Here is a 13343-nt window from a genome sequence, read left to right as displayed (position 1 = left end):
TTTTTATTTCTTGCTGTTTAACTTCAGCGGACCATTCTACAACAGATCCATTGTTGTTCCACTCAAATAATCCTCTGTGATAAATGACAGATAAAAAGACAAGTCCTGTAAAAGATTGATCTACGGCAAAGCTAGCCACATCTTTTGAGTATAAGTATTTGTAGCAGTAATCAGTTGACTACCACCCACGAATCCATATCTAGTGATTTCCACTTGTCCTTTTGCCTTTGAAGGATAATCACCTTGAGCAATTACCGTTGTTGCTAAATGGCTATTCAATGTTCCAACCGTATATGTTCCAGAAACATACGCACATCCTCTTTTTGAATTACTCGATTCATATTTACAGTTATTCCCTCCCAAACTGTAATCCACATCAGTACCAGACAGTGGCAAGCTGTTAGCGTTTTTATCAAGTATATCCTTCTTTTTCTTGTTTGCTTCAGTCAAGACACGATCAATATCTTCCTGATTTTTATAAATTTTTATTGTAACTGTTTCGGTATAACCGTCATGTTGAATTACCGTTGTTCCTTCTTTTAGATCACCCAAAGGATTCTCTTTTTCAGGTGAAGCAGCTGATGCAGAAAAAACACTAGTAAAAACGAAGACAAGAGATAATGCAAAAGCTAATATTTTTTTCATTTCCATTCCACCTTTTTCTTAAAATAGTATAAACATGTATAATGGATTCTGTCGTTGAAGTAACAGGCAAAATAGCGTAATACTAGGCAATATCTGCTTCCGTGACACAACTGCGACTCAATCGCTCAACACCGCCAGATCAAGCCGGCTTATGCGCTGGGGATCGGAGATCAAGTCGACCTCGGTAATCTTTCCGTGACTTATCGTAAATTTGAGCACATAGAGCACCCTGCCTCGAGGGGCTGCAACGATTCCTACTGTTCCGTTCACGAGGACCGGCTGTGCTGCGGTTTGTGCACGTCCCGAAACTTGTTTTGCCAGCCCGACCGCCCCTCGTGTTACCCTTGAAGACCCGGTCTGGCGATCGTCTCGAAGTACAACGTCCGGATTGAGCGCAGCGACAAGAGCATCAAAATCGCCTGCATGCGCCGCAGCAAGAAAAGCCTGGACAACCTCGCGTTGGAGAGCAAAGTCGACTTCCGGCATTGCCTTTGCCCCGCGAACGCGGCGGCGTGCCCGGCTCGCCAACTGCCTTGCAGCGGTCTCCGATTTCCCCACAATTGGCGCAATCTCTGTGAAAGGCACGTTGAAAATATCGTGCAGCACGAATGTGATCCGTTCCGCAGGATTCAGATTACCGAGCACGACTAGTAAAGCAATACCGACAGAATCAGCCAATATGGCTTCTTGTTCAGGATCGATCATATTCTCATGGCTCGCGAAAGTCTCGGACAAGTGTGTTTCTATTGATTCTTCACGTCTAGCTTTTCGCGACCGCAACATATCGAGACAAATCCGCGAGATAACGGTGGTCAACCAGCCTCCCATGTTCTCTATCCCTCTTGCATCCGCACGGCTAAGACGCAGCCAAGTCTCCTGTACCGCGTCCTCCGCTTCGCTCAATGACCCGAGCATACGATAAGCCACTGCCTGAAGGTGATTCCTGTGTGCTTCGAATTCATTAGCCAGCCGAACCAATTCGCTCATCACTCATACTCCCTTGTACAAAAATGAGATAAACCTCTATCGAAGTCTTTCGAAGTAGAGCGACCGCGTTTAGAGGTAGGTTTATTCGCCAATAAGAATGCTGTTCCGCTAAAAAAGCCTCCATAAATACTGACGAATGAAATCCGGACAATGTGACGAGAGACACGACGCCGATTATTTGTCACAGATCCCGAGGGTCCATTCGTCAGCATAGTAAGGAGCCAAAATCGGCTCTTATCAAAAAATAAAGGAGTGTTTCACATGCAATCATAATGTCGCCCTAACGTCTCCGCAAGACAGATCGCAAAAATTACGGTAGGCAATCGCTTTTCATAAAAAGAGAAGGTAGGTATTTCCAATATGACAACAGTATTATATATTACGGCAAATCCGCACAATCAAGAAAAATCATACAGCATGTTAGTGGCTAATGAGTTTGTACAGGCTTACCGATCTGCAAATCCGAATGATGAAGTTATCCATCTTGATCTGTATAAATTCGATATACCTCAACTTGATGCCGATGTTTTCAGCGGTTGGGGCAAGCTGCAAGCAGGTACTGCATTTGAAAATTTGACCGAAGCGGAGAAAATGAAACTAACCCGTCTTAGTGAGCTGGTGGACCAATTTGTGGCCGCAGACAAATATGTATTTGTTACTCCGATTTGGAACTATTCGTACCCACCCGTCATGAAGTCATATATCGACTCCATTTGCGTTGCAGGCAAGACTTTCAAATATTTACCGGATGTCGGCCGGGTTGGCTTGCTGGGTGATAAAAAAGCAGTTCACATTCAAGCTAGCGGAAGCTTCTTGTCACCAGGCTCAGATGATGCGGACTTAGAAATGGGTCACCGTCACCTGAAGGCCATTATGGAATTCGTTGGAATTCCTGGCTTCGAAGGGATTTTTGTTGAAGGCATGGCTGCGAAACCCGAGCAAGAGCCTGCGATAAAAGAAAAGGCGATTCAACAAGCGCGCGAGGTTGCCCGAAGATTTTAACGAATTAGACAGACATGTCTAGGCACGATTCTATTCGAATTTTCATACTTATTTTTCGATTTTACGAGATCAGTGCAATTTCTGTATGAAATTTAGAACAGATTTCCACGATGTGCAAGTGGCAGCGGTTGCCAGACCGGCTCCCATCTTATCACTTTCCTGAACCCCAGTCGAACTGGGGTTTTTTATCGTTTGAAACGCTTGTCTTTTGTGTAAGTTCTCTCCCGGAGCACTTTCATCACTGCAGCAAGTTTCCGACCCCGGCTAGCTCCTGTTACCAATGCGATTTTGAATAACCTTCAATTACTATGACACAAGCTGACATACTTAAGGTTTATAGTGGGTGATAGATCAACGAAAGGAGTAACAAACGATGAAACCTTTAAATGGAAAAGTAGCTTTGGTGGCAGGTGCGACACGCGGCGCCGGCAGAGGAATAGCTATCGAATTAGGAGCGGCTGGGGCTACTGTTTATGTGACAGGACGTACGACACGGACGCAAAGTTCTGAGTACAATCGTCCTGAAACTATTGAAGAAACCGCTGAACTTGTAAGTAATGCGGGCGGTCGAGGAATAGCGGTTCAAGTGGATCATCTGGATCCTGATCAGGTACAGGCTCTAATTGCCCGCATTGAGAATGAACAAGGAGGACTGGACATCCTGGTCAACGATGTATGGGGAGCTGAATATTTGACGCAGTGGAACGTGCCCGTGTGGGAGCACTCCCTTGACCGGGGGTTTCGCATGCTTCGGCTTGCGATTGACACGCATATTATTACCAGTCACTTTGCGCTCCCCCTTTTAATCCGAAAAAAGAATGGACTAGCCATTGAGATAACGGACGGCACGGCAGAATACAACGATAGAAACTACCGTCTATCCCTGTTCTACGATCTGGCCAAGACGTCTGTCATTCGCATGGCTCAGTCTTTAGCCCATGAACTTTCGCCATATACATGCACTGCAGTAGCAGTGACTCCAGGTTGGATGCGTTCTGAAATCATGCTTGATCACTTTAGTGTTAAGGAAGAAAGCTGGCGTGACGCGACTGCGAAGGAACCTCATTTCATCATCTCGGAATCGCCCCGTTTTGTAGGGCGTGCCGTTGCCGCGCTAGCCGGAGATCCGGAAGTTGCCCGATGGAACGGTCGGTCTGTTTCAAGCGGCGAGCTCGCACAAGTGTATGGTTTTTATGATCTTGATGGCTCACAGCCAGACTGCTGGCGGTATCTTGTAGAAGTACAGGAAGCAGGCAAACCGGCGAATGCTTCCGGTTACCGCTAATACCGAACTCAAGCGTTCTGTAGAATGTGTATGGTCCTTACGAACTGTTTGTGATGACGCGGCTGCCGGGTATGTATCGGCAGCCGCGTTGCGCTATCAGGCAGTTTAGCGTAACAAGGTATGTTGGAGTATTTAATTTTTCCGGCTGTTCCTGTATAATTAATCATAATAATTTTAAATGGTTATCGTCCATTTTTATAATTTATTTTTATGGCAGGAGCATACCAATGGAAGAAAAAGACTGGATCATTCTGAAAACATTATATTTGAAAAAAAATATAACCAAAGCTGCGGAGCAGCTTTACATCTCCCAGCCGGCTCTGACATACCGCATACAGCAGTTGGAGAAGGAATTCGGCGCCAAGATCGTATCCCGAGGCAAAACGGGTGTGGAGTTTACTCCCCAGGGCGAATACCTGGTCAAATATGCGGAGCAAATGCTGCATGAGCTCAGAAGGACCAAGGAGCGCATTTTGAATATGAACGATCAGGTCGTAGGCACATTGCGGCTCGGCGTTTCCGCAAGCTTCGCACGTTACTATTTGCCGCTGCTGCTCAAAAGCTTTGTCCGTCAGTACGGCGGAGTGGAAATCAATGTGAAAACCGGATTAAGCCCCGAAGTGTTGTCCTATGTCCAGAAGGAAGAAGTGCATCTCGGCATCCTGAGAGGAAACCACAGTTGGTCGGAGCAATCGCTGCTGCTGACCAGCGAGCCCCTCTGCCTCATCGCTAAAGAACCGATCGATCTCCATGATCTTCCGAGCCTTCCGAAAATCAATTACGTCATTAATGATTCCCGCTTGCGGCAAGATATCGAAAAATGGTGGATGGAAAGATTTTCGGTACCGCCCCTTACTACAATGGAGGTCGACAGCATCGAAACTTGCGTCGAACTGGTCAACAGCGGGATGGGCTACGGAATCGTTCCGAGCATGAGCCTGCAAAATCATAAGTCGCTGTTCGTTCACAATCTCCGGACCAAAAACGGCGACCCGATTATTAGAGAAACGATGCTTATCTATCGCAATGCTTCGTTGGAATTTTCGGTTGTCAAAGCATTTGTTGATTTTATGAGTAATGATCTTAAGAATGTTCTCGGTTAAAGGGCCGGCGAAATATTTTTTTTAACGCAACCGGTATGATGAACAAAACGAAGAATACCCGGAACAGCTGATAGGCCGCAACATTTGAAACGTCGGCATGAATGGCCGCTGCCGTAACCCCCATCTCCGGCAAGCCGCCCGGCGCTATGCTTAAAAACGCCGTTACAAAGCTGATCGGCTGGGTCAGGCTCAGCATGTACGCGATCGCCAGCGTCATGCCTACAAGCAGAACGCTTCCGGCAAGACTGTAAGGAAGAAGACGGCGCCAGCCGCTTAACGCCTTGAGCTTGATGCCTTGCCCAAGATAGATGCCGATGCACAGCTGCGCTATAATGACAACAAGCTGCGGCAAGTGCGGCAGGGCAATGCCGGACGCCGAGATAACGGCGGAAGCGATAAGCGGTCCGATCAGCCAAGGGTTCGGAAATTTGAACCTTACGGCGAAAATGGCTGCCGGCAGTACCAGCACGATTGCGACGGGTAGCATGAACCATGAAGTGCCGGAGATTGACAGGATGCTGTACGCTTGCGGCCGGGAACCGTCCTCCGCAGCGGCTGCAGCGGCCAGACCGTGTACAGCGACAAAGGGCACCATAAATGTAACCACCAGCATCCGGATTGTTTGCATGAACGTAACGATTGTCGGTTCCGCACCTTCAATTTCTTCACTTAACGGAACCATTTGCGAAATCCCTCCGGGAATACACCCCATGATACTGCTCGGAAGACTGATTCCGGTACGTTTGGCTATAAAGAAAGCCAATCCCAGGCTGGAACCGGTCAGCAAGGCGGTGGAGATGGCCATAGAGGGCAGCGAAACGGCTATTTGCCGGGCGCTCTCTGCGGTAAACGACAGCCCCATGCTGTATCCCAAAAGCATTTGTCCCCCGTTTCGCAAGCCTGTCGGCCAGTATAACTTACTCTTAAAAGCAACCTGCCATACCAGAACCGCTGCAAGCGGCCCTAGCATCCAGGCGAGCGGAAAATGCAAAATCGTAAAAAGGGAACCTCCTATACTGGCAATCAGAACCGTTTTGACGATTTGCCATACATGCATCTTTTTAATGCCGGTCAATCCGAACATGAAGCAACCTTCTTTCACAGGACAAGTAATTCAAACCGGAATTGTACGGCGGCACACTCTGCCAATATCCATACGCAGCATGCATGCCTCCGCCAGCGGCTAACGCCATGCATTCACCGCACGCTCAATCCGTTCCAGAGCTTCTTGCAGGACGGCCCTGCGGCAGCCGATGTTCATTCGCATAAAACCCGCCCCTTCCTCGCCGAATATCATGCCGTCATGCAAGCCCACCTTGGACCGTTCCAGCATAAAGGCCCGCAGTTCTTGCTGAGACATGCCCAACTGCCTGCAATCCAGCCACATTAAATACGTCGCTTCCGGTTTAATGACGTTAATCCCGGAAATATTGCGTTCAAAATAACCCGTCAGAAGGCGTACGTTTTCCTCCAAATATTGAACCAACTGATCCGCATAATAACCGCACTCCTTATAGGCCGTTTCAAAGGCCAACGTACCGAAAACGGTTCTACCGTCAGCTTTGTTCGCCGCAATTGTCTTCTCATAGGTACGGCGCAGCATTTCGTTCGGGATAATGATAGCTGCCGTGCGAAGTCCGGGGATATTGAACGTCTTGCTCGGGTTCAGACACATGATGCAATTATCCCTAATTTCCCCGGACAACGACGGAAAAGGTATATGATTATGGCCTTCGTAAACGATATCGGAATGAATTTCATCGGACACGACAATAACGCCGTACTCCAGACACAATTCGCCGATGCGGGTTAACTCTTCCCAGGTGTATACCCGACATACAGGATTATGCGGGTTGCACAGCAGCATCATTTTCGTTTGCGGATCCTTCAGCTTTTGTTCCAGGTCTTCGAAGTCGATTTCATATTTCCCGTTTCGAAGCAGCAAATTATTCTGCACTTTGGTTCTTCCGTTGTTGGCGATGAGATGGTGAAATGGATGATACACCGGGGACTGGATCAATATATTGTCTCCCGCTTGCGTGAATGCTTGCACCGCATTAACCAGTCCGTTAACTACCGCCGGAGCATAAACAACCCAATCTTCGTCGATATGAAAATCGAAACGTGCGTGCAACCAGCTTTTGACCGACAAATTAAAGCTTTTGCCGCTCAGCGTATATCCGTATACCCCCAGCTCCGCTCTTTTCACCATGGCATCAACGATCGGCTGGGGACATTTAAAATCCGTATCTGCAATCCACATCGGAATGACATCTTCAGGATAAAAATTATGCTTCTTGGAATCGGTTCCTCTAAGTTCTATGATCTCGTCGAAATTATGTGTGCGCACTAATCCGCTCATTATGCCACCTCTTTTATAAGCATTTAACCTGCAGCAATCCCCTTGGCATTAACTGGAAAGCTGGCTCAAAAACTTTTTCGTACGATCGTTTTGCGGGTTCGAGAAAATGTCCTCCGGTCCGCCTGTTTCGACTATTCTCCCGTCCGCCATAAAAATAACTTTGTCGGCAACCTCACGGGCGAACGACATCTCATGGGTGACGATAATCATCGTTGTATTCTTGTCAGCAAGCTGACGCATAACATTCAGCACTTCGCTGACCAATTCGGGGTCCAGGGCGGAGGTCGGCTCGTCGAACAATATAACATAGGGATCCACGGCAAGCGCGCGGGCGATTCCGACCCTCTGCTGCTGCCCGCCGGATAAGGTGGACGGGTAATTATCGAATTTGCCCGATAGTCCAACCTGCTCCAGCAATCGCTCGCCAATCGACCTGGCTTCGCCTTCCTTCATTTTTTTGACGGCAATCAACGATTCGATCACATTTTGCAGAGCGGTTTTGTTTTTGAACAAGTTATAGTTTTGGAATACCATAGCGCTCTTTTGTCTCAAACGGTACATATCCTTCTTGCCCAACTCTTGCATATTCACGGCGACATCGTCTATGATAACCGTTCCTTCCTCGGGTACTTCCAATAAATTCAGGCATCTTAGCAGCGTCGATTTTCCGGATCCGGAGGGACCTATAATAGCGGCAACCTCTCCTTTGTTAACCTCCAATTCAATATCATGCAGCACCTGGAGATCATGAAATTTTTTCCGCAAGCCGTTCACTTTAATCATTCCGTGCTCCCCCCTAACGGTATGGTTTGTTTAATTTGACTTCGATTTTGGTCTGGATCATCGTAAACAGCACGGTAATAATCCAATAAACAATAGCGACGGCCAGGAAGCTTTCGAAAAATTTATACGTCGATGCCGCAGACATTTTCGCTTGGGCAAAAATTTCGGCTACGCCCACAGTAAAAGCGAGCGAGGTCTCTTTCACCAAAATAATAAAGAAATTTCCGGTCGACGGTACAGCGATCCTCGTCGCTTGAGGCAGCACGATGCGCCTCATCGTTTGCCACTTGGTCATACCCACGGATAAACCCGCTTCCAATTGCCCGTTGTCAACCGAAGTAATCGCCGCCCGGAAAACTTCAGATAAATAAGCGGCATTCCGAAAGCTCAAACCGATGATCACGGCAGTAAAAGCATTAACGAAGCTCATTGCCGGAAATAGCTGGGGAAGCCCGAAGTAAAACAGGAAAATTTGCACAATGGTGGGAGTTCCACGGAAGAAAGATATATACAGATTGGCCAGCGGGCTGATTATCTTCACTTTGCTTTTTGTAATAACCGTCAGTATCAACCCTAGTACAATCGCAAAGAACATGGCGACCAGCGCCATAATCAGCGTGAGATGAACATATTTCAGCAGCTGCGGAAAAAGACTTATCATATAATTCAGGTCAAAATTCATTGCGTTCACCACCCGGAAAAATTGAAGTTAAGCTTTAAGCGCTTCTCCGCTCTGGAAGCTTATTTCTTGCTGATATCTTGCTTGTAAAACTTTATAGACAACTGCGACATAGTCCCGTCCTTTTGCAATTCCTCAAGAGCCTTATCGAACTTGTCCTTTAATGCCTTGTTCTTATCGTTTTTTACAAACGGGAAGGCGATAATGTAATCCTCAAACGGTTTCCCTGCGAACTGCAGCGGCAAGCCGGATTTTTCAATTTTGACAAGACCGCTCGCTTTATCGACAATGTAGGCGTCCACCCTGCCGTTGGCAACGTCATAGACAATACCGCTCGGATCCTCATACGTGACAATGTTCATTTTGACTCCTTTTTCATTATCATAATCGCGTAGAAATTTTTCTTTATTCGTGCCTAACCCGACCGCTATCTTCTTGCCTTTCAAATCTTCCAGCGATTTAATCGAATCATTTCCTTTTTTGACAACCAGTTGGCCGCCCGAGTATACATAAGGAATACTGAACAAATATTTTTCTTTACGCTGGTCCGATATCTCCACCTGGTTGGCGATCGTATCGATTTTACCGGCGTCCAGCATCCCGGATAGTCCGCTGAAATCGGCCGTTATCCATTCCACCTTGTAACCGATTTTGCCCGCGATCGCTTTTATCGCCTCGATATCAAAGCCGTCCAGCTCCTGCTTCTCATTTTTGTAAGAATGCGGCACGCTTCTGCCCGATGTGCCTACCCGAAGCACCTTTTCTTCTCCCGCCTCCGTCTTCGATGCATCTTGCGGTCCGGCCGCCGGAGCGGTTGTTTGTGTGCCGCACGCGGAGCTTGATAAAACAACGGCAGCCAGCACGCTGGCTAAAAACGATTTTCTGATTGTCGACATTTTCAATGACCTCCCTGATAGTGTTATATTATTTAACAATATAAGAAATATATAATCCCATAATACTGCCTTTCTATATATAAATATAATAGTTAATTTTTATCTTCCTGAATAAAAGTAAATTATGAATGAATTGATGTAACGAAATGTAACACATAAATATCATTAAACTAGTCATTATCGATCCTCATGGATTTCATCGGTGAACGAGAAAAAGGAGCTTGCCGCGGCAATCTCTTTTCCTTTGCGTCATTTTCATCTTAACTGTTCGTCGTTTCGATAGAAGTGAAAGTCCATTCCCGGACGTTGATCCAGTAATGTAATTCCCAACGGCTAAATAGACCTATTTTCTATTTTTTCAATTAATGTCCAATCTACCCCTTCTCCAAGTTCAACATCTATCTCTTCCAATAATTTGAATCCTTCTTGCTCAATGCCTGCGTCATACCCATACAGTTCAAAATATCGTTCTTTAACCTGTACGAACCAAAAATAAATACTATAATAAATGCTTGGTTTGTCCAAAGGTATTGAATTGGCATTGTTCTTCAAAAAAGAATACCGTGATAACAACTCATTAAATTGGACCTATTCAGGGAAGCATTTAATAACAATATCCATATTTTTAGATTTAAACAGATTTGTCAATTGCTTTACACCCCCGTCCCCTAAGTTGTAATCTTAAACTGGGACTATAGGTATCTCCATGGCCTCTAGAAGATTCTTTACGGCAAAACATCAAAGCTGCTCGGCTTGTTTTCGATTTGAAGTGTTTTAGGAAAATAATTCTTCATATTGCGCCGCGCATACTCTCTGAGCGTTATTTACCGTTAGCGGTACCGCGGCAAAAAAAGACCACAATACGGGCGGTTAACTCGCATTGTGGTTTTGTTGGTTGTATTGTACGATCTTATTGTGGAAATTGTAAATGTATTTATACAAAATTTATGACAAACCCATTATCAGCCACCATAACTATTCTTGGGCAATATCTCTTGGATTTTTATAGCACCAATCATTATTATACGGCAAATTAGTGATATTCTCCAAATCTTCTAAAGTATAAAACCAATCTTCCTCAACCCACATTTTTGCTGTCGGATATATATTGAGAATGGCATGGGCAAATCGTAATAATAAATCTTCATTATCATAAAAATCATCAGACACTACTGCTTTAAAATATTCACTATTCGTATCATCCCATTTAAAACTAACTATTTGATATTCATAAGGTTCATCATATACGCTAAAGCAAAGCTGTCTTGAATAATTATCTCTAAATGGTATATCACTTATATACACTCGAGAATATTTTAGTGTTCCTTCAATATTAAAATTTTCTTCATCACTATCAAAAAAAAGGGTTTCCTTAATACATATATTATTAAGATTCCTCAATAGGTCGTTTGCTGGAGCACTCTCTCCACGTTTAAATAATACAAAGGCTGACATTCCCATTACTTGAATACTCCTCCTAACTCTTCGAGCGAATTTACAACTGTTATACCTTTACTATTGAGTTCTTGAATAATTTTAGTTATTTGAGCATTTGAGGTATCAATAACCTCATCAACATATAGCATAACCTCTCTACCCTCATAATTAAAGAATTGAGGATTACTTGGATTAATATACTTATCGATTTGATCCATTTTCACAGCAGACATTGACTTCTTAACCTCTATAATTTGATTATTTGTCATAATATCAATATCTCCTGCTGGTTTACCAGTAGAAATGTTATCTAGCTTTAAGCCGAACCCTGTTACTTCCATCCTTTGTTGAACATAATCTCCAACTTTACCCTCAATGGATTTTCCAGCATTGCTACTATTTTTAGCACTTTCAATTGCACTAGGTATGTTTTTGGGATTTTGTTCAACCCATTTGATTGTATTACCCAATGGATTTGTAAATTCGACTTCTAACCCCTTATTCGTTTTAGTTTTGATTGGTTCATTGAATATGGGCACATCATTACCCGTCCCCTTAGAGCCTGAACCACCTCCACCCTTTCCATGGCCGACTGAATCGCCTTCGCTTTTCATATAATTCGATATTTTCCCCGTTGCTTCCTGAAAGAGTTCCCTTAGCGTTGTTGTTTCAGGTATACCTCCAAACACTCCTGCCTTCTGCGGTGCAAACGGGTTAATAAATTCTGCATCCAAAATCTTATTCATATCCTGAGTCAGCTTCGTGTAACTTCTCCCCAGGGTAGTGCCCTTTTCACCCAGTGATCGTACAAACTGATCGAATCTTGCGCTTATGCTTGCAACCTCTGTCACCTGCACCGACTTCGTGCCACTCAGCACCAACTTTTCAGCTTGCATGGCCCTGGATGCCGCTCCTGCCTCGCCACCGACGAAAAAGGAGGCTATGGTAAGTACCAATTCCGTTCCATATTTGCTTCGACTATAGGTATCTCCATTGATGACGTCATCCTTGAAATCCCGCTTTACGCCTTCCCAGACTCCCGCCAGTGTTCTCAGCAGCTCATCTCGATGCTCCTTGTTGGAGTAGTATTTGCCTACATAAACGATGGGGTTCGCGACAAACTCCAAGGCCTCCAGAGGATTCTTTACGGCAAAATCCAATTCCTTATATAACAAGTCTGCCAACCCCAGAACGGTTTCCTCTACAACCGTGCCGATTCCTGCCAGGATGCCAGCGCTCATCGGATCAAATTCTTTGTACGCTTCCCATGCTTTCTTGATGGGTCCGAAAAGCGCACCGGATGTCGCACCGCTCATCAACTCCCGAAACGCATCGGCGGGGGAGTAATCGCTGAAGTCGCTCACTTCCCCTCGCTGGACATCCGAGGCGGCTTTCGCTCCTACTGCGACGGCTCCCGCTGCCATCACGCCGGCTGCCACGACCCCGATTACCACCGCTCCGGCTCCTAACGTCGCTACGGTAACTGCCGCAACTACCGCTACAACGGCCACAACTGCGAGTGCGCCCAGCACGTTGCCCGCCAGCTTCCCCCAGCTAAATTTCTTTTTCTCCGGCGGCGGGGGCGGAGGAGGTGGCGTTCCTTGCTTCGGCTCGTCGTCAAACGGCGCATACGAGGTGCGGTCTCTTCCTTCCGCCCTTACGTTCGCTCCGAGAAAGTGGTACTCGCTCTCGATCGAGAAGCCGCTTTGTGCGCTCAGCTTCTTCGCCATGAGCTGACTCTGCGCGTAGATGACCACACGCTTGGGCGTGTAAAGCGAGATGTCCGCCTTCGCGTTTAGCGTCAGCTTCTTGTGGCTCGTCATCGTCACGCCCACCGCGTCGTCGAAGCTCAGCTTCAGCGGCTCTTTGCTCCCGCCCGTCAGGTTGATCGCCGTCGGCGTCAGCTCCAGCTCGCTCCCGTGCTCCGTCCCGAAGTATCGTTTGCTCGGGTCGCCGGTTTTGGCGCAGCTGCCGCCATTGGTGCGCACCGCCCCTACGACGAGCGCCTGCTTTCCCTCGGCATCGGGAATGTACAGACTCGCGCGAGTCCCCGCCTTCGGCATGCTGTACATGGCGCTGCCGGTCGCCGGTGCGAACGGGAACCAGTGCGCCTTGTCCTTCGACTGCTCGCGGTCCACGCTCAGATGCAGCTTCACCTGCTCGC

Annotated in this window: 12 protein-coding genes and 1 pseudogene; 3 read left to right on the top strand and 10 right to left on the bottom strand. The window is 46.5% G+C overall.

Annotated features, from left to right (window positions below; genetic code table 11):
* Positions 1-120: 120 nt before the first annotated feature.
* Both AC3G2T_RS25910 and AC3G2T_RS25905 read right to left on the bottom strand, forming a co-directional pair.
* The gene (locus tag AC3G2T_RS25910) at positions 121-645 is read right to left on the bottom strand and encodes a hypothetical protein (RefSeq protein ID WP_488437389.1); all 525 of its coding nucleotides are present in this window, start codon (positions 643-645) and stop codon (positions 121-123) included.
* 117 nt (positions 646-762) lie between these two features.
* Positions 763-1632, bottom strand: a complete 870-nt coding sequence (locus AC3G2T_RS25905) for a sigma-70 family RNA polymerase sigma factor (protein ID WP_488437388.1) — start codon at positions 1630-1632, stop codon at positions 763-765.
* Between the two features lie 360 nt (positions 1633-1992).
* Between AC3G2T_RS25905 and AC3G2T_RS25900 the strand changes: the two genes are divergently transcribed.
* The 3 genes from AC3G2T_RS25900 to AC3G2T_RS25890 all read left to right on the top strand — a co-directional run bounded on the left by AC3G2T_RS25900 (position 1993) and on the right by AC3G2T_RS25890 (position 5022).
* Positions 1993-2634: an NAD(P)H-dependent oxidoreductase gene (locus AC3G2T_RS25900; RefSeq protein ID WP_488437387.1), complete on the top strand. Its 642-nt coding sequence runs from the start codon at positions 1993-1995 to the stop codon at positions 2632-2634.
* A gap of 373 nt (positions 2635-3007) precedes the next feature.
* The gene (locus AC3G2T_RS25895) at positions 3008-3919 is read left to right on the top strand and encodes an SDR family oxidoreductase (RefSeq protein ID WP_474685504.1); all 912 of its coding nucleotides are present in this window, start codon (positions 3008-3010) and stop codon (positions 3917-3919) included.
* 227 nt (positions 3920-4146) lie between these two features.
* Complete coding sequence (locus AC3G2T_RS25890; protein WP_488437386.1) at positions 4147-5022, top strand: LysR family transcriptional regulator; 876 nt, start codon at positions 4147-4149, stop codon at positions 5020-5022.
* Here the strand turns inward: AC3G2T_RS25890 and AC3G2T_RS25885 are convergent.
* The 8 genes and pseudogenes from AC3G2T_RS25885 to AC3G2T_RS25850 all read right to left on the bottom strand — a co-directional run.
* The gene (locus AC3G2T_RS25885) at positions 5003-6106 is read right to left on the bottom strand and encodes an AbrB family transcriptional regulator (protein ID WP_488437385.1); all 1104 of its coding nucleotides are present in this window, start codon (positions 6104-6106) and stop codon (positions 5003-5005) included. The genes AC3G2T_RS25890 and AC3G2T_RS25885 overlap by 20 nt on opposite strands.
* Before the next feature lie 99 nt (positions 6107-6205).
* A complete protein-coding gene (locus AC3G2T_RS25880; RefSeq protein WP_488437384.1) occupies positions 6206-7384 on the bottom strand; it encodes a MalY/PatB family protein in 1179 nt (392 codons plus the stop codon).
* A gap of 48 nt (positions 7385-7432) precedes the next feature.
* Positions 7433-8167: an amino acid ABC transporter ATP-binding protein gene (locus tag AC3G2T_RS25875; protein WP_488437383.1), complete on the bottom strand. Its 735-nt coding sequence runs from the start codon at positions 8165-8167 to the stop codon at positions 7433-7435.
* A 13-nt stretch (positions 8168-8180) separates the two neighbouring features.
* Positions 8181-8849: an amino acid ABC transporter permease gene (locus tag AC3G2T_RS25870; RefSeq protein ID WP_474685509.1), complete on the bottom strand. Its 669-nt coding sequence runs from the start codon at positions 8847-8849 to the stop codon at positions 8181-8183.
* Positions 8850-8908: 59 nt separating this feature from the next.
* Positions 8909-9742, bottom strand: coding sequence for an amino acid ABC transporter substrate-binding protein (locus tag AC3G2T_RS25865; protein WP_474685510.1), 834 nt, complete (start codon positions 9740-9742; stop codon positions 8909-8911).
* Positions 9743-10075: 333 nt separating this feature from the next.
* Positions 10076-10294 carry a hypothetical protein gene (locus tag AC3G2T_RS25860; RefSeq protein ID WP_488437382.1) on the bottom strand — a complete coding sequence of 73 codons (219 nt, stop codon included), beginning with the start codon at positions 10292-10294 and terminating at the stop codon, positions 10076-10078.
* A gap of 423 nt (positions 10295-10717) precedes the next feature.
* Positions 10718-11203, bottom strand: coding sequence for a hypothetical protein (locus AC3G2T_RS25855; RefSeq protein WP_488437381.1), 486 nt, complete (start codon positions 11201-11203; stop codon positions 10718-10720).
* A pseudogene (locus tag AC3G2T_RS25850) lies at positions 11203-13343 on the bottom strand (hypothetical protein); the annotation flags it as partial. The gene AC3G2T_RS25855 and the pseudogene AC3G2T_RS25850, both read right to left, overlap by 1 nt.

Source organism: Paenibacillus sp. sgz302191, from assembly GCF_057749925.1.
The sequence above is the reverse complement of the archived record's forward strand: the minus strand, read 5'-3'. Positions and strand labels throughout refer to the sequence as shown.